The organism is Methylobacterium tarhaniae (genome assembly GCF_001043955.1).
Classification (GTDB): domain Bacteria; phylum Pseudomonadota; class Alphaproteobacteria; order Rhizobiales; family Beijerinckiaceae; genus Methylobacterium; species Methylobacterium tarhaniae.
This window is the reverse complement of sequence record NZ_LABZ01000112.1, coordinates 1-19,140: the sequence shown is the minus strand read 5'-3', so window position 1 is coordinate 19,140 and position 19,140 is coordinate 1. Positions and strand designations below refer to the sequence as shown.

20 protein-coding genes are annotated in these 19,140 nt (G+C 72.3%); 13 read left to right on the top strand and 7 right to left on the bottom strand.

Annotation, left to right across the window (positions count from 1 at the left end):
• Nucleotides 1-43: 43 nt before the first annotated feature.
• Together VQ03_RS16015 and VQ03_RS16010 are read right to left on the bottom strand one after the other, a co-directional pair.
• Nucleotides 44-2,434 (bottom strand): COG4223 family protein, encoded by a 2,391-nt coding sequence (locus tag VQ03_RS16015; RefSeq protein WP_048451890.1) that lies wholly within the window; start codon nt 2,432-2,434, stop codon nt 44-46.
• Between the two features lie 121 nt (nt 2,435-2,555).
• Nucleotides 2,556-3,341: a uroporphyrinogen-III synthase gene (locus VQ03_RS16010; protein WP_083468039.1), complete on the bottom strand. Its 786-nt coding sequence runs from the start codon at nt 3,339-3,341 to the stop codon at nt 2,556-2,558.
• A gap of 114 nt (nt 3,342-3,455) precedes the next feature.
• Between VQ03_RS16010 and tsaD the strand changes: the two genes are divergently transcribed.
• From tsaD to VQ03_RS15995, 3 genes are read left to right on the top strand one after another with little or no spacing between them, the layout of a single operon-like run.
• Nucleotides 3,456-4,535, top strand: coding sequence for a tRNA (adenosine(37)-N6)-threonylcarbamoyltransferase complex transferase subunit TsaD (gene tsaD / locus VQ03_RS16005; RefSeq protein WP_048451889.1), 1,080 nt, complete (start codon nt 3,456-3,458; stop codon nt 4,533-4,535).
• Nucleotides 4,532-5,416 (top strand): GNAT family N-acetyltransferase, encoded by an 885-nt coding sequence (locus tag VQ03_RS16000; protein ID WP_048451888.1) that lies wholly within the window; start codon nt 4,532-4,534, stop codon nt 5,414-5,416. Before tsaD ends, VQ03_RS16000 begins: the two co-directional genes overlap by 4 nt.
• Entirely contained in the window at nt 5,413-6,408 is a 996-nt protein-coding gene (locus VQ03_RS15995; protein ID WP_048451887.1) for an NAD(P)H-dependent glycerol-3-phosphate dehydrogenase, read from the top strand. Before VQ03_RS16000 ends, VQ03_RS15995 begins: the two co-directional genes overlap by 4 nt.
• A 26-nt stretch (nt 6,409-6,434) precedes the next feature.
• Here the strand turns inward: VQ03_RS15995 and VQ03_RS15990 are convergent, their stop codons facing one another.
• Nucleotides 6,435-8,111 (bottom strand): formate--tetrahydrofolate ligase, encoded by a 1,677-nt coding sequence (locus VQ03_RS15990; RefSeq protein ID WP_048451909.1) that lies wholly within the window; start codon nt 8,109-8,111, stop codon nt 6,435-6,437.
• Nucleotides 8,112-8,379: 268 nt separating this feature from the next.
• Between VQ03_RS15990 and VQ03_RS15985 the strand changes: the two genes are divergently transcribed.
• The 3 genes from VQ03_RS15985 (at nt 8,380) to VQ03_RS15975 (ending at nt 10,069) form a co-directional block, all read left to right on the top strand.
• Nucleotides 8,380-8,823, top strand: coding sequence for a hypothetical protein (locus VQ03_RS15985; RefSeq protein ID WP_245292100.1), 444 nt, complete (start codon nt 8,380-8,382; stop codon nt 8,821-8,823).
• 237 nt (nt 8,824-9,060) lie between these two features.
• Nucleotides 9,061-9,291 carry a DUF6894 family protein gene (locus VQ03_RS15980; protein WP_048451885.1) on the top strand — a complete coding sequence of 77 codons (231 nt, stop codon included), beginning with the start codon at nt 9,061-9,063 and terminating at the stop codon, nt 9,289-9,291.
• A gap of 193 nt (nt 9,292-9,484) precedes the next feature.
• On the top strand, nt 9,485-10,069 hold the full coding sequence (locus VQ03_RS15975) for a hypothetical protein (RefSeq protein WP_048451884.1): 585 nt from the start codon (nt 9,485-9,487) through the stop codon (nt 10,067-10,069).
• A 3-nt stretch (nt 10,070-10,072) separates the two neighbouring features.
• Here VQ03_RS15975 and VQ03_RS15970 read toward each other — a convergent pair whose 3' ends face one another.
• From VQ03_RS15970 to dgcN, 4 genes are all read right to left on the bottom strand, one after another.
• Complete coding sequence (locus tag VQ03_RS15970; protein ID WP_048451883.1) at nt 10,073-10,354, bottom strand: hypothetical protein; 282 nt, start codon at nt 10,352-10,354, stop codon at nt 10,073-10,075.
• Nucleotides 10,355-10,362: 8 nt separating this feature from the next.
• The gene (locus VQ03_RS15965; protein WP_048451882.1) at nt 10,363-10,680 is read right to left on the bottom strand and encodes an EthD family reductase; all 318 of its coding nucleotides are present in this window, start codon (nt 10,678-10,680) and stop codon (nt 10,363-10,365) included.
• A 123-nt stretch (nt 10,681-10,803) separates the two neighbouring features.
• Complete coding sequence (dgcA, locus tag VQ03_RS15960; protein WP_048451881.1) at nt 10,804-11,784, bottom strand: N-acetyl-D-Glu racemase DgcA; 981 nt, start codon at nt 11,782-11,784, stop codon at nt 10,804-10,806.
• Nucleotides 11,781-12,791, bottom strand: a complete 1,011-nt coding sequence (dgcN, locus tag VQ03_RS15955) for an N-acetyltransferase DgcN (RefSeq protein ID WP_048451880.1) — start codon at nt 12,789-12,791, stop codon at nt 11,781-11,783. The genes dgcA and dgcN overlap by 4 nt, the downstream gene beginning before the upstream one ends.
• Before the next feature lie 311 nt (nt 12,792-13,102).
• Here dgcN and VQ03_RS15950 point away from each other — a divergent pair, with 311 nt between their 5' ends.
• The 7 genes from VQ03_RS15950 (at nt 13,103) to VQ03_RS15920 (ending at nt 18,891) form a co-directional block, all read left to right on the top strand.
• Nucleotides 13,103-14,014, top strand: a complete 912-nt coding sequence (locus tag VQ03_RS15950; RefSeq protein ID WP_048451879.1) for a transporter substrate-binding domain-containing protein — start codon at nt 13,103-13,105, stop codon at nt 14,012-14,014.
• A gap of 152 nt (nt 14,015-14,166) precedes the next feature.
• Nucleotides 14,167-14,886 (top strand): amino acid ABC transporter permease, encoded by a 720-nt coding sequence (locus tag VQ03_RS15945; RefSeq protein WP_048451878.1) that lies wholly within the window; start codon nt 14,167-14,169, stop codon nt 14,884-14,886.
• 129 nt (nt 14,887-15,015) lie between these two features.
• Nucleotides 15,016-15,708, top strand: a complete 693-nt coding sequence (locus tag VQ03_RS15940; protein WP_048451877.1) for an amino acid ABC transporter permease — start codon at nt 15,016-15,018, stop codon at nt 15,706-15,708.
• Between the two features lie 142 nt (nt 15,709-15,850).
• Entirely contained in the window at nt 15,851-16,579 is a 729-nt protein-coding gene (locus VQ03_RS15935; RefSeq protein ID WP_048451908.1) for an amino acid ABC transporter ATP-binding protein, read from the top strand.
• A gap of 178 nt (nt 16,580-16,757) precedes the next feature.
• A complete protein-coding gene (locus VQ03_RS15930) occupies nt 16,758-17,333 on the top strand; it encodes a sigma-70 family RNA polymerase sigma factor (protein WP_208605519.1) in 576 nt (191 codons plus the stop codon).
• A 29-nt stretch (nt 17,334-17,362) separates the two neighbouring features.
• Nucleotides 17,363-18,142: an anti-sigma factor family protein gene (locus tag VQ03_RS15925; protein WP_157064126.1), complete on the top strand. Its 780-nt coding sequence runs from the start codon at nt 17,363-17,365 to the stop codon at nt 18,140-18,142.
• Between the two features lie 38 nt (nt 18,143-18,180).
• Complete coding sequence (locus tag VQ03_RS15920) at nt 18,181-18,891, top strand: Bax inhibitor-1/YccA family protein (RefSeq protein WP_048451874.1); 711 nt, start codon at nt 18,181-18,183, stop codon at nt 18,889-18,891.
• Nucleotides 18,892-19,140 lie beyond the last annotated feature (249 nt).

The following is a 19,140-nucleotide window of genomic DNA, read 5'->3' as shown; positions in this document are numbered from 1 at the left end:
ACGAACGACGCGGCCACCCCGGAGAGTGGCCGCGAGCGGGGCATCAGCGGGTCGCCGGACCCTGGAGGGCGGCGAAGGAGGCCGCCAGGCGCGCCCGGGCGGCTTCGCCGGCCGCAGCGCGGGCCTTCAGGCGCTGGCCGAACTCGGCGGCTTCCTTGCGGGCTTCCTCCGGCAGGGCGTCGAAGGCCTGGGCTGCCTCCGCCACCGCGCCGCGGGCGAGTGCGTCCTGGATCTTGGCGACTCCCGCCTCGGTCGGGTCGCCGGCGCTGCTCGGCGCCGGGGCCGCGCCCTCGGTGCCGACCTTGCGCACCGAGACGATCGACTCGGCCATGCTGGTCAGCCGGTCGGTGATGCTGCCGCGCTCGGCCACCGCCCGCTGCCGGGCGGCGAGGGCCGCCGCGTTCAGCTTGGCGGCGACGGGCTGGAAGCTCTGGGCGAGCGCCGCCGCATTCGGCGCGCCGCTCTGGGCGAAGGGCTCCAGCGGCGCCAGCGCCCCGGCCTGACCGGGATCGAGCTGCTTCAGGGTCGCGAGGGCATCGGCATAGGGTGCGCCGGAGGCGAGCGCGCTGGCGATCCGGTCGGAGGCCACCACCCGGAGCGCTGCCTGGACGCTGCTCGCCTCGGCCCGGCCCTCGACCGCCTTGGCGAGGTCGGCGAGGCGCTGGTCGACGGTCTTGGCGCGGGCCTCAGTGGATTGCTGCAGCCCGTCGAAGCGCTGGTCCGCCGCCTTGGCCCTGGTATCCAGGGCCTGACGCAGCTCGTCGAGGCGCTGGCCGAGGGCCTTGTCGGCCTGCTCCTCGGCCGCCGCGCGGGTGCCGAGATCGGCCTGGAGCGCCTTCAGCCCCTTGTCGAGCCCGTCGAGGCGGCCGCGCAGGTCGGCGCCGTCGCTGCGGCCCTGGAGCGCCGTCACCGCCTGGGCCAGGCCATCGACCCGCTGGCGCAGGCCGGCATCGGTCCCGCCCGGGCGGCTCTGAAGCTCCGCGATCTGCTTCTCGAGACCCTGGAGGCGGGCCGGGTCGATGCCGGCGCTCGGGGCCGACGCCGCGGGCGCCGCCTGGCCGGTCGCTTGGCTTGATCCTTGGCTTGAACCCTGGGCCGGCGCATCGGCTTTGCGCAGGGCCTCGTCGGCGCGCTGGGTCGCGGCCTTGGCGGCGGCGTCGGCCGCCCGCACCGCGTCGGGCAGCGGACGCAGGGCGGTCTCGATCGAGGCGATGCGGCGGTCGAGCGCCTGGACGCTGTCGCGCGGCGCGAGGTCGGCGAGGCGCTGCTCCAGCGGCACCGCGCCGGCCGAATCGGATTCGGACGTCGCGGGCTTCGGCAGGTTGATGCCGTAGGCCGGGCCGTAGGTCGTCACGCCGTAGAGCAGGCCGGCGCCGACGACGCCGCCGAGGAGCGAGGCGGCAAGGAGCGAGCCGAAACCGGCGCCGGAGCGGGCTTGCGGGGCCGCGGCCGGGACGGCGCTCGGGGTCCGGGCAGCCTCGGGCTTCGGGGCGTCCTTCGGCGGGAGCGCGCCGGTGCCGGTCGTCGCCCCGGCTTGCGGGCCGGTCCCTAGCGAGCCGGCCCCTTGCGGGCCGGTTTTGGGCACCGTCGAGAGCTTCGCGCCGGCCGGGCTCGCCGGGTTGGGGCCCGACCCCGCCGAGGCGGCGCCCGCCGTCGCGCCGGTGCCGGCGGCCGGGGGCTTCGTGTCCGGCGTCTTCGTCTCCACGGGCTTGGTGTCGGACGCCTTGGGATCCAGGGGCTTGCCGCCGGGCCCGGCGGTCACCGGCGTGCCGACCGCGGGCTTGGTCTCGCCCGGCTTCACGTCACCCGGCTTGGCATCCCCGACCTTGAGCGGGCCGCTGCCGGGGCCGGTGACGACGGTGCCGGTCGCCGGCTTCGGGGCGCCGCTCGTCGCGGGCGCGGCGGGAGCCGCCACGGAGGACGGCGTGCCGGGCTTCGGAGCGTCGGTCGGCTTGGTCTCCCCCGGCTTCGGGGGCGTGGTTCCCGTCGCGGCGGCGGGCGTCGCGGCGCCAGCAGGCGTGCCGCCGGCCGGCTTCGGTGCCGAGGGCGTGATGGGGGCGCCTGGCGTCACGGCCGGGCCGGAAGCCGCACCGGTCACGCCGGGCTTCGGAGCCTCGGCCGGCTTGGTCTCCCCCGGCTTCGCCTCGGTCGCCTTCGGCGGCTCGCCGGGCTTCGCGGCCGCCGGAGCGGTCACGCCGGGCTTCGGCGCATCGGTCTTCGCCGCATCCCTCGCCGCCTCGGCCGGCTTCGCGGGCGAATCGGTCTTGCCTGGCAAATCGGTCTTGCCTGGCTCGGCGGCCTTGCCGGGCTCGGATTTGGGCGCATCGGCGATGCGGGTGGCCTTCAGGTCGATGATCGGCCCATCCGCGGGGTTGCCGCTGCGTCCGCCGGGACGGTTGCGCGAATCCTTTTGGTCCTTGTCGGATGGGGTCACGGCCGAAGATCCTCACCTCTGGGGCCGGGCCGGGGCGCGCCGGAAGGCGGCCTGATCGGCTCGGCGTGAGCGTGACCGCAGGGCAGGATCCCGCCCGGGCCGCGCACTGATTCATCGTCCCTTAGCATCGCTCCCGGCCCGGGCGAAGGGCCGGCGACGCCTCTGCGTCACTGTCCTGTCGAATGGGGCGCAGGCCGGCCAGGAGGGTCTCCTCGTCCGGCCGCGCCGCGACGACATGGGACACGATCCCGGCCGCGACCAGGGGCGCGGCCACGTCCGCCGACAGGCAATGATGCGCCAGGCGGCGAAACGGTTCCTCCCGCCCCGCCGCCCGGGCGAGCCCCAGGGCCGTCGCGGCGCTGCGCCGGGAATAGTGCAAGGCTGCGTCGAGGCCGTCATCGTCCAGGGCCTCCGCCACCGGCGCCGGCAGGGCCGGCAGGGGCCGGGCCGCGTAGGCGATCCAGGCCGTGAGCCGGTAGCCGCGGGCGGACAGGGTGTCGCCGGGCTCGTCCTTGCGCTCGCGCCCGGCGGCGTGGACGAGGCGCGCGCCCCGCGGCAGGTCGCGGCCGATCAGCTCCGCCAGGGCCAGGGCGTCGCCCCCGGCCTCGTGGACGGGGCCGAGCCCCGCCGCCCGCGCCGCTTCGGCCGTGCGGGTGCCGACGCAATAGGCCGGCAGGGCCGCGAGGCGGGAGCCCGCCAGGGCCGGCACCGCGCTCGCGCTGGTCAGGATCAGGGCGTCGAACGGGCCCTCCGGGGCCGGCGCGCCGCTGAGCGCCAGGTCCAGCACCGGGGCGAGGAGTGGACGGTGACCGAGGGCGCCGACGCGCCCGGCCGTGCGCGCGCCGGCCGGCAGGGGCCGCGCGACCCAGACCCTGAGGGCGGTCCCGCACTCCGTCGCCCGCGTCACGCGCCCTCCCCCACGGCGTCCCCCCTTGGCCGGCCCCTCGCCGACGGGTTATCTGGGTCACCATACCGGCCGCCGCGCGGCGTGCCAGCCCCCTCGCGAGACCACACGCACGCCATGAACGTTCTCGGGATCGAGACCACCTGCGACGAGACCGCGGCCGCGATCGTGACGGTGGAGGAGGACGGTCGCGGCGCGATCCGCTCCAACGAGGTGCTCAGCCAGATCGCCGAGCACGCCGCCTATGGCGGGGTGGTGCCGGAGATCGCCGCCCGCGCCCATGTCGAGGTGCTGGACCGGCTGATCGCCCGGGCGCTGGACAATGCGGGGATGCGGCTCGCCGATCTCGACGGCGTCGCGGTCGCGGCGGGGCCGGGCCTGATCGGCGGCGTGCTGGTCGGCCTCGTCACCGGCAAGACCCTGGCGCTGGTCTCGCGAAAGCCCCTCATCGCGGTCAACCACCTGGAGGCCCATGCCCTCACCGCCCGGCTGACCGACGGCCTCGCCTTCCCGTACCTGCTGCTCCTCGCCTCCGGCGGCCACACCCAGCTCGTGGCCGTGAAAGGGGTCGGCGAGTATGTCCGGCTCGGCGGCACCATCGACGACGCCATCGGCGAGGCCTTCGACAAGGTGGCGAAGCTGTTGGGGCTGGCCTATCCGGGCGGGCCGGAGGTCGAGCGCGCCGCCGAGAGCGGCAACCCGGAGCGCTTCGCCCTGCCGCGGCCGATGCTCGGCCGGCGCGAGCCGAACTTTTCCCTGTCGGGCCTGAAGACCGCGCTCCGGATCGAGGCGGAGCGCATCGCCCCCCTCGCCGGCCAAGACGTCGCCGATCTCTGCGCCAGCTTCCAGGCGGCCGTCGTCGACGTGGTGGTCGACCGGGTGCGGGTGGCCTTACGCGATTTCGGCCCCGTCGCCGGCCACCCGACCGCTCTTGTGGCGGCCGGCGGCGTCGCCGCCAACGGCGCCCTGCGGCGGGCGCTCGCCCGCCAGGCGGGCGAGGCCGGGCTGCCCCTCGTCGCCCCGCCCCTGCCGCTCTGCGGCGACAACGGCGCGATGATCGCCTGGGCCGGGATCGAGCGTCTGCGGCTCGGCCTCACCGACGACATCACCGCGCCGGCCCGGCCGCGCTGGCCCTTCGCCCAAGCCAAGGACCTCGCCAGGGATTCCGCTCCGGCAGACGGCCGCTCCGCCGGATGAGCCCCGCGGAGGCCGAGGCGCAGCAGCGCCGCTGGCGGGCCCTGGTCGACGAGCGCCTGCCGGACGCCGCGCGCGAGCATCCGGACTGGCCGGTCTCGCGCAACCATTGCTTCGCCCGCATCCTGCTCGACAATGCCTGCGGCGGGCCCTGGCGCGAGAGCGTCGCCCCGCCCGCCTGGGCCAACATGCCGCCCGAGCGGCTGGCCCTGGCGGTGAGCCTCGGCGAGGCGGTGCTGGCCGGCCGGCAGGACCTCGCCGCCCTCAACCACCGCTCGCTGCTGTGGCGGCGCAAGCGCTCGGTCCCGCCGGCGCCCCGGAGCCTTCCGGGCGAGGGCTTCTCCCTGCGGCGCTGGCGCCTCGCCGACGACGCGCCCTTCGCGGCGCTCTGCGCCGACCCGGAGGTGATGCGGTTCTTCCCCGCCCCCAAGACCGCGCGCGAGAGCCAGATCGAGGCCCGGGCGCTGGCCCGGCGCTTCGACGAGGACGGGTTCGGCCCCTGGGTGGTCGAGGCGCCGGAGGGGTTCTGCGGCTTCGTCGGCTGCTGGCGACCGGCCCGGCCGCTGCCGCTCGGGACCCTGATCGGCCAGGAAACGGGCCTGGTCGAGATCGGCTGGCGCCTCGCCCGGCACGCCTGGGGCCGGGGCTTCGCCGTGCGTGGCGCGCGGGCCGCGCTCGCCGACGCCTTCTCCCGTTGCGCGCTGACGGAGGTCGTGGCCTATACGGCCGATCTGAACGCCCCTTCGCGCCGGGTGATGGAGCGCCTCGGCATGACGGAGACCGGCGGCTTCGACCATCCGGCCCTGCCCGAGGGCCACCCCTTGCGGCCGCATCGGCTCTATCGGCTGGCGGCGGCGGACTTCATGGCGGGAGACGCTGCATGAGCCCCATCGGCCCGATCGCGGTCCTGGGCGGCGGCGCCTGGGGCACGGCCCTCGCCAACGCCGCCGCGGCGGCGGCACCGCGGCCCGTGGTGCTGTGGATGCGCGACGACGCGAGCGCCGCCGCCATGGCGCGCACCCGCGAGAATGCCCGCCACCTCCCCGGCGTGATGCTGCATCCGGGCGTGCTCCCGACCGCCGCCGCCTCGGACCTCGCCGGGGCCGAGGCGGTGCTGGTGGTGACGCCGGCCCAGACGTTGAGAAGCGTGCTGGGCACCTTGCGCCCGCACCTGCGGCCGGACGCCGCGCTGATCCTGTGCGCCAAGGGCATCGAGCGCGGCACCGACGCCTTCCTGACCGACGTCGCCGCAGAGGCCGCGCCGGGCGCCCCGATCGCGGTCCTGTCGGGCCCGAGCTTCGCGGCCGACGTCGCTCGCGGGCTGCCCACCGCCGTGACCCTGGCGAGCCGCGACCACGCGCTGGCGGCGCATCTCGCCGCGGCCCTGTCCGGGCCGACCTTCCGGGTCTATCACGGCAGCGACCCGCGCGGGGTCGAGATCGGCGGGGCGGCCAAGAACGTGCTCGCCATCGCCTGCGGCGCGGCGATCGGCCGGGGTCTCGGCGAGAGCGCCCGGGCCGCCCTCGTCGCCCGCAGCTTCGCCGAGCTGATGCGCTTCGCGCGCGCCTGGGACGCCCGACCGGAGACCCTGATGGGCCTCTCCGGCCTCGGCGACCTCGTGCTCAGCGCCGCCTCGGCCCAGTCACGCAACTTCGCCTTCGGCGAACGCCTGGGGCGGGGTGCGAGCCTCGAGGAAGCCTCCGGCGGCAAGCTCGCGGAAGGCGCCCTCACCGCGCAGGGTCTGGTCGCCCTCGCCCGCCGGCGGGACGTCGAGATGCCGGTCGCCGAGGCGGTGGCGGGGCTGCTCTCCGGCGCGCTCAGCCTCGACGCGGCGATCGCGGACCTGCTCAGCCGCCCCCTGCGGGCCGAGGTCTGAAACAGGCCCGCGAAGGCTCGGGAGGCTCAGAACAGCCCCTCGATCCGCCCCTGGGCATCGAGGTGGATGCCCTCTGCGGCGGGCACCTTCGGCAGGCCCGGCATGGTCATGATCTCCCCGCAGATCGCCACCACGAAGCCGGCTCCGGCCGACAGGCGCACGTCGCGCACGGCCACCACGTGGCCGCTCGGCGCGCCCATCAGGGTCGGGTCGGTGGAGAACGAGTACTGGGTCTTGGCCATGCAGACCGGCAGGTGGCCGTGGCCGGCCTGCTCGAAGGCCGCGAGCTTGGCCGCCGCCTTCGATTCCACCTGGATGTCGGCGGCGCCGTAGAGCGTCTGAGCGATGGTGCGGATCTTGTCCTCGAGCGGCATCGCGTCCGGGTAGACGAAGCGCGGCGTCGCGGCCGATCCGCCGTCGGCCAGGGCCGCGACGGCATGGGCGAGGCCCTCGGCCCCGGCGCCGCCCTCGGCCCAGTGGCGGCAGGTGATCGCCTCGACGTCGAGGCGGTCGCGGCAGAGCGCCTTGAGGGCCGCGTGCTCGGCCTCCGTGTCCGCGTGGAAGTGGTTGACCGCCACCACCACCGGCGCGCCGAAGCGGCGCACGTTCTCGACGTGGCGGGCGAGGTTGGCGAAGCCCCGCTCCAGCGCCGCGACGTTCTCGGTGCCGAGTTCCGACTTGGCGACGCCGCCATGCATCTTGAGGGCGCGCACCGTCGCGACGATCACCACCGCGGAGGGGCTCAACCCCGCCTGCCGGCACTTGATGTCGAAGAACTTCTCCGCCCCGAGATCGGCGCCGAAGCCGGCCTCCGTCACCACGTAGTCGCCGAGCCTGAGGCCCGCGCGGGTCGCGATCACCGAGTTGCAGCCATGGGCGATGTTGGCGAAGGGCCCGCCATGGATCAGCGCCGGGCTGCCTTCGAGGGTCTGGACGAGGTTCGGCTGCAGCGCGTCCTTGAGCAGCACCGTCATGGCGCCGGTGGCCTTCAGGTCGGCGAGGGTCACGGCTTTCCGGTCGCGGTTCTCCGCCACCACGATCCGGCCGAGGCGCGCCTCCAGGTCGGCGAGGTCGCGGGCGAGGCAGAACACCGCCATCACCTCGGAGGCGACCGTGATGTCGAAGCCGTCCTCGCGCGGATAGCCGTTGGCGACGCCGCCGAGGCTCTGGGTGATGTTGCGCAGGGCCCGGTCGTTCATGTCGAGGACGCGCCGGAACGCCACCCGGCGCAGGTCGATCCCGAGCGGGTTGCCCCAGTAGATGTGGTTGTCGATCAGCGCGGCAGCGAGGCTGTGGGCCGAGGTGATGGCGTGGAAATCGCCCGTGAAATGGAGGTTGATCGCCTCCATCGGCACGACCTGGGCCTTGCCGCCGCCGGCCGCCCCGCCCTTCATGCCGAAACAGGGACCGAGGGACGGCTCGCGCAGGCAGATCACCGTCTTGCGGCCGATGCGGTTGAGCGCGTCGCCCAGACCCACCGTGGTGGTGGTCTTGCCCTCGCCGGCCGGGGTCGGGCTGATCGCCGTCACCAGGATCAGCTTGCCCTCGGGCTGCGCCTCCAGGCCCTGGATGTGGGCATGGTCGATCTTGGCGATGTGCCGGCCGTATGGGTGCAGGGCCTCGTCGGGGATGCCGATCCGCCGGGCAATCGCGGTGATGGGCTGCAGGGTGGCCGCGCGGGCGATCTCGATGTCGGTCGGCAAGGGTTCGGACATCCTGGGTCCCGATCGTTGTTCTGGAGCCGGGGGAAGCGGCTTGGCGTGGCGAGGATTCTAGGCGGAGGCCGCCCTTGTCGAAAAGATCAAATCGCTTGAGCAGGATACTCAGAAAAATTGAAGCCCCTCGCGCGAGTTGCGAACAGGATCGCGGGGCGCCGCGCGGTCGCGGCCGTTAGGCATGTCGGCGGATCGCCACCGCCCGGACGGCAAACGCTTCACGATTTCCGCCCACGGTCGCGCCGTCGCGAGGACGATGGATGAGCGGGGGTACGGGATGGCCTTCTGGCTGCGGGCCGGGCTGGTGATCGGCGCGATCTACTATCTGTCGCCTTTGCGTCTCGGCGAGGCGCCGGGACCGGTCCCGGCGGGGAGGGCTCAGCCCTCTCCGGGAAAAGCTCCTTCGGCACAAGCCTCCACGGCGCAGGCTTCCCCGGTGCTCGCGGAGGTCGCCGGCCCGATCCTCGACGCGCTGCCCGACTCGGTGCGCGCCCGGGTGGTCGAGGCTGCCGGCGCGGAGGCCGGGCGCGCCCTCGGAGCGGGCTTGGGAGCCGGATTGGGACCAGGCTTGGGACCAGGCTTGGCAGCCGGCTTGCGGACAGCCGCGGCGGAGGCGGGCAGGCCGGCCTCCCGCGATACCCTGACGGCCCATGACCGGCAGCCCGCCTGGCGCGGCGCCGCGGACCGGGAGGCCCACTGAGTCCCGGGCCAGCCGACGATGACGAGGCAAAGATCACACGGCATAGGCCGTCTCTAGACCGGACGGCCTATGCCTGCCCGTCGAGTAGGAAGCGGAACTTTGCCGGGCGGACTCCGTTTCAACGTACTGAGCCTAACAGGTCATCATCGGATTTGCTGCGCAGGCCATGGTCGGCGATGGGCAAAACGATGGTGTTCCTCATCTCCCATTCAGCCAAAGCTTCGAGTCCGAGCCGCCTTGCCCCGCTACTTCTTCGATATCATGGACTCGGTGCAGAGCGTGCCGGATGAGGCCGGGCTGGATTGCTGCGACCTGGGCGATGCGCATCAGCAGGCGCAGACCCTGATCGCCGACGCGATGAACGGCCCGGAAGCCACGCGGATCGATTGGCGCGCCTGGCGCGTCGAGGTGCGCGACGAGGCGCGGAAGCTGCTCTTCACCGTCCCCTTCCCGCCTCGCACCGATTGAGCCCGGCCGAGCCGCCTGCCCCGTCCTCGCACGACCTGTCCCCAGGACGGACCGCATGACGGCCTTTCAGGGACTAACATCCTGCGATCCCACCGCTATACTACTCAGGAGTGTTAGGTGGTTCGCTGCCTCCGGCAGCGCGGACCAGGCGACGGGCCGGGGCACGCCTCCGGCCGCGCGGGAAGGCAGTGCGATGTCCGTGACCGAGGAGGAGGTTCCGGCCGACCGCGTGGTCGAGACCCTGGAAGTCGTGCTGCGCGCGCCGCCCTTCCAGCGCTCGCCGAAGCTCGCGCGCTTCCTGCGCTTCGTCGTCGAGGAGGAACTGGCCGGGCGCGGCGCGACCATCAAGGCCTACACCATCGCCACCCAGGCCCTCGGCCGCAGCCCCGATTTCGATCCGAGCCTCGATCCCAGCGTCCGTGTCGAGGCCGGGCGCCTGCGGCGGGCGCTGGACGAGGCCTATGCCCAGAACGCCGAGGCGCTGGAGGTACGCATCACGGTACCGGTCGGCGGCTACCGGCCCCGCTTCGGCCCTCTGGAGGCGGTACCGGCTCCGCCGGAGGGCGCCTCCGTGCCGGAGCCCGGGGACGCGCCGCTTCCGGTGACGGAGAGCCCGCGCGCCGTGGTGGCCGGGTTCAGCCCCCGCGGCCAGGCCGCGGTCATCGCGCTGCTCGCCGGCATCCTGCTCGTGCTCTGCATCGATCTCGGGCTGACCCTCAGCTCCCGGCTGGCCGGTCCCCCCGCGATCCCGCGCGACGTCGCCGTGCGGGGTCGCTGACGCTCAGGTCCAGCGGGTGGCGAAGCGGGCGAGGTCCGCGGCGCTGTCGAAGGCGACGACGCTGAGGGTGCGGGTCTCCTCCGGCAGGCCCGGGAACGGCGCGTAGGTCACGCGGCGCCGGCTGAAGCCGGTGCTGGGCGCCTCCGCGGCGGCCCAGTCCCGCACCTCGGGCGCGAGCGCGTCCGGATCGTCCGGTGCCACCAGCCCGGACCGCTCGCGCAGGGCCAGGACGTAGGGGCCGAGATCCGGGTGCTGCTCGCGGAGAACCTTCACGATGTCGATCATCGGAGTCGTCAGAAGCTCTGAGGCTCGTTGATCTGCACCACCGGCTGTCCCTTGAAGAAGTTCGGGATGTCCCCGAAGATCTCCTTGCCGTGGGCCGCCCCCGCCTTCTGGAAGTCCTCCAGCGAGCGGAAGGTGAGGAGCGCGATCACCTGGAACGGCGCCGGGCTGCCGTCGGGCGTGCCGCTCGCCTTGACCACCTCCGCCTTTTCCAGGCCCATGCCCGACCAGCGCTCGCGCACGAGGGGCATGTGGTGCTTGAGGTAGTAGGCGAGATCGAAGGGCTGGGCGTCGCCGCCGCCCGGATACATCACGCTGACCAGGATCATGACGTTCGGGTTCTCCCGGATGTGGGACCCGTTCCCGGTCCCTGACGGCCAGAGAGCATCCTTTGCCGGCCCGGCGCAAGCGCGCCGGGCCCGCCCGAAGGTCGGTTCAGCCCAAAAACGTCCTCATCCCCACAAGGCCGGTTCCGGCGGGTGGACCAGGCTGCCCTCGAAGGCCAGGCCGGGCTCGCGGTCGCGGGCCAGCAGCAACGGGCCGTCGAGGTCGACGAAGTCGGCGTACCCTGAGAGCAGCATCGCCGGCGCCATGGCGAGCGAGGTGCCGAGCATGCAGCCGACCATGATCGACAGGCCCTGCGCCTTCGCGTCCCGCGCGAGGCGCAGGGCCTCGGTGAGGCCGCCGGCCTTGTCGAGCTTGATGTTGATCGCGTCGTAGCGACCTTTGAGGGCGTCAAGGTCGACATCGCCGTGCAGGCTCTCGTCGGCGCAGATCGGGATCGGGCGCCCGACCCGGGCGAGCAGCCCGTCGTCGCCCGCCGGCAGCGGCTGCTCGATCAGCTCCACCCCGGCCGCCGCGCAGGCCGCGAGGTTGGCCTCCAGCGTCTCGGCCGACCAGGCCTCGTTGGCATCGACCACGAGCCGGGCATCCGGCGCGCCGTGGCGCACGGCGGCGATCCGCTCCGGGTCGCCGACGCCGCCGAGCTTCACCTTCAGGAGCGGCCGCGCCGCCGCCATATGGGCGGCGGCGGCCATCTCCTCCGGGCTGCCGAGGCTCAGCGTGTAGCAGGTCGTGACCGGGGCAGGCGCCGGGATCCCGGCGAGGACGTGGGCGGGCGTGCCGGCGCGCTTGGCCTCGAGATCCCACAGGGCGCAGTCGAGGGCGTTGCGCGCGGCGCCCGCGGGCAGGCGCGCGGCGAGGTCGCGCCGGGTGAGGCCGGCGGCGAGCGCCTCGCCCTGCCGGGCGATCAGGTCGCGCACGCCCTCCACGGTCTCGCCGTAGCGGGCATAGGGCACGCACTCGCCGCGGCCGGTGACGGTGCCGTCCGTCACCACGGCGGTCACCACCACGGCCTCCGTCCGGCTGCCGCGCGAGATGGTGAAGCGGCCGGCGATCGGCCAGCGCTCGATGGCGGTCTCGAGCCGGATCACGCCGGGAACTCCGCGACCAGGCGGTCCACCAGCCCCTCGACCCCGAACCGGACCGGGTCCGTCGCCGGCAGATCGTGCTCGGCGGCGAGTTTATCGAGCAGCGCCCGCGCCTCCGCTTCCTCCAGCGCCTGGGTGTTGACCGCTATGCCGGTCGGCCGGATGTCCGGGTTGGTCAGGCGCCCGAGCTGCACCGTGAGGTCGATCACCTCGCGGAGGCTCGGCAGCGCGTGCTTGACCCCGCGCATCGTCGTGCGGGTCGGCTCGTGGCAGACCACGAAGGCGTCGGGTTGGGCGCCGTGCAGCAGGCCGAGGCTGACGCCGGCGAAGCTCGGATGGAACAGCGAGCCCTGGCCCTCGATCAGGTCCCAATGGTGCGGATCGGCGGCGGGGGCGATCCACTCGACGGCGCCGGAGATGAAGTCGGCGACCACCGCGTCGATGGCGACGCCGCGGCCGGAGATGAACACCCCGGTCTGGCCGGTGGCGCGGAAATCGGCGTCGAGGCCGCGGGCCCGCATGCCCTTCTCCAGCGCCAGCACGGTGTACTTCTTGCCCACCGAGCAGTCGGTGCCGACGGTGAGGAGCCGCCGGCCCGGCCGGCGCGTGCCCTTGCCGGTGTCGAAGCGCTGGTCGGAATGGCGCACGTCGTGGAGCTGGCGCCCGTGGCGGGACGCGGCCTCGGCGATCTCCGGTACCGAGCCGAGGCGGGTGTGCAGGCCGCTCGCCACGTCGAGCCCGGCCTCGATCGCCGCGACGATGCTGGCGATCCAGTGCTGCGGCAGCACGCCGCCGGCATTGACCACGCCGACGATCAGCGTGCGGGCGCCCTTGGCGACGCCCTCCCCGATCGTGAGGTCCGGGATGCCGAGGTCGGCGGCGCAGCCGGGCAGGCGCAGCTGCCCGACGCACCATTCCGGCCGCCAGTCGACGATGCCGTAGGCGGTCTTGGCAGCGAGCTTGTCCGGCACGTCGCCGAGGAACATCAGGTAGGGCGTGGCGATCTGCATCGGTCTCGTCGGTTCGTCGTCGCGGGGTCGTCACGGATGCCGGGCAAGGGTGCGGCCATCGGCGGAGGCACCTTCGCGCGGGCGCGTCCAGGGTGCAACAGGTCCGTCGCCGAAGGGTCCGTCGCGGTGGACGCCCCGGCCGAAGGCGCCGCGGCGGCCGAGATTGGCCCGCGCCTTGCCAGGGGCGGACCGGGCGCGGCCTCCGGTCTGCGTAAATCGGCTTCGTTCGAGCCGTATCGTCATCCCCAGCCTCACACTTGACGCCAAGATCGCCGTGACGGACTAGGTCTGTGCCCAATAGGAGAGCACGAATGCGTTTGAGAAGCCTGCTTCCCGTCCTGCTCGCCGGCCTGGCGGCCTCCGCGGGAACCGCCTCTGCCCAGGACCTGACCGGGACGCTGAAGAAGATCAAGGAGACCGGGCAGATCGCGCTGGGCTACCGCGATTCGTCGGTGCCGTTCTCCTACCTCGACAACAACCAGAAGCCGGTCGGCTTCGCGATGGACATCTGCTACAAGATCGTCGACGCGGTGAAGTCCGAGCTGAAGCTCGACAAGCTCGAGGTGAAGCTCAACCCGGTGACCTCGGCGACGCGCATCCCGCTGATCGCCAACGGCACCGTCGACCTCGAATGCGGCTCGACCACCAACAACGTCGACAGGCAGAAGCAGGTCGCCTTCACCAACACCCACTTCCTCACCGCCAACCGCTTCGTCGCCAAGAAGTCGAGCGGCCTGACGAAGTTCGAGGACCTGAAGGGCAAGACCGTCGTGTCGACCTCGGGCACCACGAACATCAAGCAGATCAACGAGTACAACGCCGACAAGAAGCTCGGCATCACGATCCTGCCGGCCAAGGACCACGCCGAGGCGTTCCTGATGGTCGAGACCGGCCGCGCCGCCGCCTTCGTGATGGACGACGTGCTGCTCGCCTCGCTGGCCGCCTCCTCCAAGGAGCCGACCGCCTACGCGATCTCGACCGACGCGCTGTCGAAGCCCGAGCCCTACGGCATCATGCTGCGCAAGGACGACGCACCGTTCAAGAAGGTCGTCGATGGGGCCACGGCCGCCTTCTACAAGAGCGCCGAGAGCGGCCCGACCTACGACAAGTGGTTCCTGAAGCCGATCCCGCCGCGGGACATCAACCTGAACCTGCCGATGAGCGACGCGCTGAAGCACGCCTTCGCCAAGCCGAGCGACAGCCCGGACCCGGCCGCCTACTGAGTTGAGATCGGGCGCCGCCCCCACGACGGGGCGGCGCCTCGCCGAATCCCCTCCCGTCGGCACTTTTCCCCGTGTCTCGACCGCTCCCGGCCTCGCCCGGGCCGGAAAACCGTATACCATCTCGGACGTCAGGCGGACCCGGAAGACAGGGCATGAACTACAACTGGAACTGGGGCATCTTCTTCGAGGCGTCGCCCGAGGGGACCGGCAGCTACGCCGACATGCTGCTGTCGGGCCTGATGTGGACCATCGTCACCGCCCTGTGCGCCTGGGTCATCGCCTTCGCGATCGGCTCGGTCGTCGGCGTGCTGCGCACCCTGCCGAGCCGTGCGGCGCAAGCGGCCGGCAACGCCTATGTCGAGCTGTTCCGCAACATCCCGCTCCTCGTGCAGATGTTCCTGTGGTTCTTCGTGCTGCCCGAGGTGCTGCCGGAATCCTGGGGCACCTGGCTCAAGCAGCTGCCGAACGCACCGTTCTACACCGCCGTGGTGTGCCTCGGCTTCTTCACCGCCTCGCGCGTCGCCGAGCAGGTGCGGGCCGGCATCCAGGCCCTGCCGCGGGGCCAGCGCATGGCCGGCACGGCGCTCGGGCTCACCACCGCCCAGACCTACCGCTACGTGCTCCTGCCCAACGCCTACCGCATCATCCTGCCGCCGCTGACCTCCGAGTTCCTCAACAACCTGAAGAACACGTCGGTGGCGCTGACCATCGGCCTCCTGGAGCTGACCGCCCGGGCCCGCGCGATGCAGGAATTCTCGTTCCAGGTCTTCGAGGCCTTCACCGCCGCGACGATCATCTACATCATCATCAACCTGCTGGTGGTGACCGCCGCCGGGCTGATCGAGCGCCGCGTCGCGGTGCCGGGCCGCTAGCCTCCGGAGCGCAGCGCGATCACCCGGCGATCGGCTGTGCTCCAAGCCATTGATTTTGTGGCATTTTCTGCGACGAACCGGTATCCACTCCGTCGGAAAATGCTCTAGGCTGCCGGACAAGGGCCCGCGATGTTCTCGAATTTCGACTTCAGCGTCATCCTGAATTCCTGGCGCTACCTGTTCCTCGACGGGATGGCCTTCACGCTGACCCTGACCGCCCTGGCGGCGGTCGGCGGCGTGATCCTCGGCACCCTGATCGCCATGATGCGGCTCTCCGGCCTGCCGGTTCTGCCGCAGGTCGCCAAGGCCTACGTCAACTTCATGCGCTCGCTGCCGCTGGTGTTGGTGATCTTCTGGTTCTACTTCCTGGTGCCGTATATCGGGCAGTGGATCATCGGGGCCGAGCGACCGATCCAGGTCGGCGCCTTCTCGTCCTCGCTCATCACCTTCACGCTGTTCGAGGCGGCCTACTTCTCGGAGATCATGCGGGCGGGCATCCAGTCGATCCCGAAGGGGCAGGCGGCCGCCGCCTCGGCGCTCGGCCTCACCTACTGGCAGTCGATGGGCAACGTCATCCTGCCCCAGGCCTTCCGCAACATGCTGCCGGTGCTGCTGACCCAGACCATCGTGCTGTTCCAGGACACCTCGCTGGTCTACGTCCTGTCGATCACCGACTTCCTCGGCGCCGCCTCCAAGATCGCGCAGCGCGACGGGCGCCTGGTCGAGATGTACCTGTTCGCGGCCGTCGTCTACTTTACCATCTGTTTCATCGCCTCGCTCCTGGTGCGCCGCCTGCAGCGCCGGGTCGCCATCATCCGATAGGGTTCACGCCATGACCTCCTCCGCGATGCCGCCCGTCAGCCCCGTTCCGGAGCCGCAGGCCGCCATCGACGCGGCGCCGGGCACCGGCCCCGTCGGCACCCTGCTCACCGAGCGGCCGCCCGTCGCCGCGACGGCCGGCCGGATGATCGCCATCGACGACGTCTCGAAGTGGTACGGCGACTTCCAGGTGCTGACGAACTGCACCACCTCCGTCTCCAAGGGCGAGGTGGTGGTGGTCTGCGGCCCCTCGGGCTCCGGCAAGTCGACGCTCATCAAGTGCGTCAACGCCCTCGAGCCGTTCCAGAAGGGCCAGATCACCGTCGACGGCACCAAGATCGCCGACAAGAAGACCAACCTGCCCAAGCTCCGCTCGCGGGTCGGCATGGTGTTCCAGCACTTCGAGCTGTTTCCGCACCTGTCGATCACCGACAACCTGAGCCTCGCCCAGCGCAAGGTGCTCGGCCGGGGCAAGGACGAGGCGGAGGCCAAGGGCCTGGCGCTCCTGGAGCGGGTCGGCCTCAAGGCCCATGCCCACAAGTTCCCGGGCCAGCTCTCCGGCGGCCAGCAGCAGCGCGTCGCCATCGCCCGGGCGCTCGCCATGAACCCGATCGTGATGCTGTTCGACGAGCCGACCTCGGCCCTCGACCCCGAGATGGTCGGCGAGGTGCTGGACGTGATGGTCGAGCTCGCCCGCGAGGGCATGACCATGATGGTGGTGACCCACGAGATGGGCTTCGCCCGCAAGGTCGCCCACCGGGTGATCTTCATGGACAAGGGCGAGATCGTCGAGGACGCGCAGAAGGAGGAGTTCTTCGGCTCGCCGCGCAGCGAGCGCGCCCAGACCTTCCTGTCGCGGATCCTGTCGCACTGAGCGGGCATCGCAGCCGGCCATGAGCAAGGGGGCCCCGCGCGGGGCCCCTCGTCGTTCGTGCGCCCGCTTCCGGGCCCGGTGCGATCACGCGGATGTGAACTCACCCTGCGCGACGGCGGCGACGAAGGTCGAGAGGCGGCGGGATTAGGAGCCGGCCGCCGGACGTTTACCCAACATGATGCTTCGCAAGCGCCCCGACGTGCTCGACCTCCTGGTGCCGCTCCGGCGCTATGCCAGGTCCCTGACGCGTGATTCCGCGCAGGCCGACGACCTCGTGCACGACACCCTCGTGCGCGCCCTCGAGCGCCAGGGTACCCTGAGGCCCGGCACCAACCTGCGCACCTGGTTGATGACGGTGCTGCACAACGCCTTCATCGACGATCAGCGCCGCCGCAAGGTGGAGGCCCGCTACGCCGACGCCCTCGGGCAGATGGCCGACGAGTCCACGCCCCCGGCCCAGGAAGGGCACGTCCGGCTGGCCCAGGTGCGCGAGGCGTTCCAGCGCCTGCCGGCCGAGCAGCGCGAGGCCCTGCACCTCGTGACCATCGAGGGGCTGGCCTACCAGGAGGCCGCGGACGTGCTCGGCATCCCGATCGGCACGCTGATGTCGCGCCTCGGGCGAGCCCGCGCGGCCCTGCGCAACATCGAGAGCGGCGGCGCGTCCCGGGCACCCGCCCCCGACGATACCTCGGAGCGACCGGCGCCGCGGCTGCGGGTGGTCGAGGGTGGGGTTCCCTCCGCGAGGGCGTCGTGATGAGCGGCGAGCATTCACCGGAGACGACCATGGATCCGATCACCGAGGCCGACCTGAACGCCTATATCGACGGCCAGCTCGATCTCGGCCGTCGGATCGACGTGGAGGAGCATCTGGCGGCGCGGCCCGAGGTCGCGGCCCGGGTGATGGCCGACCTGCACACCCGCGACGCGTTGTGCGCGGCCTTCGGGCCGGTGCAGGGCGTGGCCGTGCGGCCCGGCCCGACCCCGGAGCGCCTCGCGGCGGCGGCCCGCCGCCTCGACCGGGCCCTGACCTGGCGGCGCATCGGCGCGCGCCTCCAGCGGGCCGCCGTGATCGCCATGCTGGTCGGGACCGGCTGGCTCCTGCACAACGAGACGGGTGATTTCGGGGTGCAGAACACCATCGCCTCGACGCATTCCCCGGCCTTCGTCGAGGAGGCGCTGCAGGCCCGGCAGGCGGCCATGGTCCGGGCCCGGGTCGCCTCGCAGCGCCCGACCCCGGCCTATGACCGGCGCGAGGTCGAGGCGGCGACCGGCATCGCCCTGCCCGACCTGCCGCCGGACTGGCGGGTCGACGACATGCAGATCTTCCCCGCGCGCAGCGGAGCAGGCGTCGAGGTCGCGATCGATGCCGGCAATCTCGGCAAGCTCGCGCTCTTCGCCACCCGCACGCCGGACGCGGAGGCCAGCGCTCCCGCCATCGTCCGCTCGCCGGAGGCCGTTACGGTCTACTGGAAGGCGGGACACGGCGCCTATGCGCTCAGCGGTTCGGGCAGCGAGCCCGAACTCGGCCGCGCCGCCGCCACCCTGGCGGCCCTGCGGCACTGACACCTGACACCCGCCACCATCCCGGAGCGATCTCCCCGATGAACACCCCCTACGCCTGGCAGACCCATGCGGCTCCCGCCGGTGCGGTCTTCGACGAGGGCCTGCGGCGGCACATGCTGCGGGTCTACAACACGATGGGTCTCGGCCTGGCCCTGACCGGCCTCGTGGCCCTCGGCGTCTCCTCGACCCCGGCGCTCTACAAGCCGCTCTTCGGCACGCCGCTCAAATACGTCGTGATGCTGGCGCCCCTCGCCTTCATCATGGTGCTGTCGTTCCGCGCCGACCGGATCTCGGCCGCCACCGCCCACACCCTGTTCTGGACCTTCTGCGGGGTGATGGGCCTGTCCCTGGCCTCGATCTTCCTGGTCTTCACCGGCACCAGCATCGCCCGCACCTTCTTCATCACCGCGGCGATGTTCGGGGCGACCAGCCTCTACGGCTACACCACCAAGCGCGACCTCTCGCGGATGGGCTCGTTCCTGGTGATGGGCCTGATCGGCCTCGTCATCGCCAGCCTGGTCAACATCTTCCTGGGCTCGAGCGCCCTGCAATTCGCGATCTCGCTCATCGGTGTCGTGATCTTCACCGGGCTCACCGCCTACGACACCCAGTCGATCAAGGAGCAGTACGCCGAGAGCTGGGGCGAGGAAGCCAATTCCAAGCTCGCGGTGTTCGGGGCGCTCTCGCTCTACCTGAACTTCATCAACCTGTTCCAGCTGCTGCTGAACCTCACCGGCGAGCGGGAATAGTCACCTCCCTCCACCACGGACGGACCCTCGACTTCACACCCGCCTGTCCCGCAAGGGAGGGGCGGGTTTTTTTATGCAAAGAAACGTCGTCTGTTTTGATCCGAACTTTTTGAATTCCTCGCCGTCGTACCGGGGCCGCGCAGTGGAGCCTGGAATCCAGAGCCGCTGACGCGTCGGGACAAGGCGGGCCGCATTCCGATTTATTCTTTCCATCTCCGTTTCTGGATTCCGGGCTCCGCTGTCGCGGCC

Excerpts from the sequence above, each read along its gene's own strand:
- VQ03_RS15985 (WP_245292100.1), top strand. The coding sequence starts at position 8,380 with ATGGATGAGCGGGGGTACGGGATGGCCTTCTGGCTGCGGGCCGGGCTG.
- VQ03_RS15975 (WP_048451884.1), top strand. The coding sequence starts at position 9,485 with ATGTCCGTGACCGAGGAGGAGGTTCCGGCCGACCGCGTGGTCGAGACC.
- VQ03_RS16000 (WP_048451888.1), top strand. The coding sequence starts at position 4,532 with ATGAGCCCCGCGGAGGCCGAGGCGCAGCAGCGCCGCTGGCGGGCCCTG.
- tsaD (WP_048451889.1), top strand. The coding sequence starts at position 3,456 with ATGAACGTTCTCGGGATCGAGACCACCTGCGACGAGACCGCGGCCGCG.
- VQ03_RS15920 (WP_048451874.1), top strand. The coding sequence starts at position 18,181 with ATGAACACCCCCTACGCCTGGCAGACCCATGCGGCTCCCGCCGGTGCG.
- VQ03_RS15995 (WP_048451887.1), top strand. The coding sequence starts at position 5,413 with ATGAGCCCCATCGGCCCGATCGCGGTCCTGGGCGGCGGCGCCTGGGGC.
- VQ03_RS15970 (WP_048451883.1), bottom strand. The coding sequence starts at position 10,354 with ATGATCGACATCGTGAAGGTTCTCCGCGAGCAGCACCCGGATCTCGGC.
- VQ03_RS15965 (WP_048451882.1), bottom strand. The coding sequence starts at position 10,680 with ATGATCCTGGTCAGCGTGATGTATCCGGGCGGCGGCGACGCCCAGCCC.
- VQ03_RS15930 (WP_208605519.1), top strand. The coding sequence starts at position 16,758 with ATGCTTCGCAAGCGCCCCGACGTGCTCGACCTCCTGGTGCCGCTCCGG.
- VQ03_RS15940 (WP_048451877.1), top strand. The coding sequence starts at position 15,016 with ATGTTCTCGAATTTCGACTTCAGCGTCATCCTGAATTCCTGGCGCTAC.
- VQ03_RS15950 (WP_048451879.1), top strand. The coding sequence starts at position 13,103 with ATGCGTTTGAGAAGCCTGCTTCCCGTCCTGCTCGCCGGCCTGGCGGCC.
- VQ03_RS15925 (WP_157064126.1), top strand. The coding sequence starts at position 17,363 with ATGGATCCGATCACCGAGGCCGACCTGAACGCCTATATCGACGGCCAG.
- dgcN (WP_048451880.1), bottom strand. The coding sequence starts at position 12,791 with ATGCAGATCGCCACGCCCTACCTGATGTTCCTCGGCGACGTGCCGGAC.
- VQ03_RS15945 (WP_048451878.1), top strand. The coding sequence starts at position 14,167 with ATGAACTACAACTGGAACTGGGGCATCTTCTTCGAGGCGTCGCCCGAG.
- VQ03_RS15935 (WP_048451908.1), top strand. The coding sequence starts at position 15,851 with ATGATCGCCATCGACGACGTCTCGAAGTGGTACGGCGACTTCCAGGTG.